At 67.1% G+C, this 532-nt stretch carries 1 protein-coding gene; it reads right to left on the bottom strand.

The features are described 5' to 3' along the window. A partial coding sequence (locus IEY94_RS23205) for a hypothetical protein (RefSeq protein ID WP_229784385.1) occupies window positions 1-532 on the bottom strand: 532 nt, incomplete at both ends.

The raw sequence follows: 532 nt of genomic DNA, 5'->3' as shown, positions 1-532 counted from the left end.
CTCGTTGCCCGGCGGTTCCGGTGAAGGTCCATTCGCCGTTCTGACCGGGTGCAGTGGTGGTCAGTGTCGACGCCGGCCCGCCAGCGGTGAGAGTGCCGGCGACCGGGTCGGGCACGTTGGACAGTTTGGCGGTGAGGCCGCCGGTGGTGAGGCCTGGTGGGTTGAGGTTGATTTTGTAGGTGCCGCTGGCGGGGAGGGTCGTGGCGTCGATTCGGCAGGTCGTGCTGCAGCCGACTCCGGTGAGGTGGCTACCGTCGGGCTTGTAAATGTGCGCGTTTGCCGCTTCGGCAAAGGTGCCGTCAGTGAAGTCGACGAACACTTTCTGCCCGGCGGTTCCGGTGAAGGTCCACGTCCCGTCTTGGCCGGGCTCGGCGATGGTCAGTCTCGATGGGGAGCCGCCGGCTGTGAGTGTTCCGGTGACCGCGGCCGGGGCGTGGAGTCGAGCGGTGAGGCTAGCGGTGGCTGCGGCTTGTGGGTCGAGGGTGATCTTGTAGGTGCCGGTGTCGGGCAGCGTGACGTCGTCCAGCATGCA

This window comes from Pilimelia anulata (genome assembly GCF_014647895.1).
GTDB classification, from domain to species: Bacteria; Actinomycetota; Actinomycetes; order Mycobacteriales; family Micromonosporaceae; genus Pilimelia; species Pilimelia anulata.
This window is presented reverse-complemented; position numbering and strand designations above follow the sequence as displayed.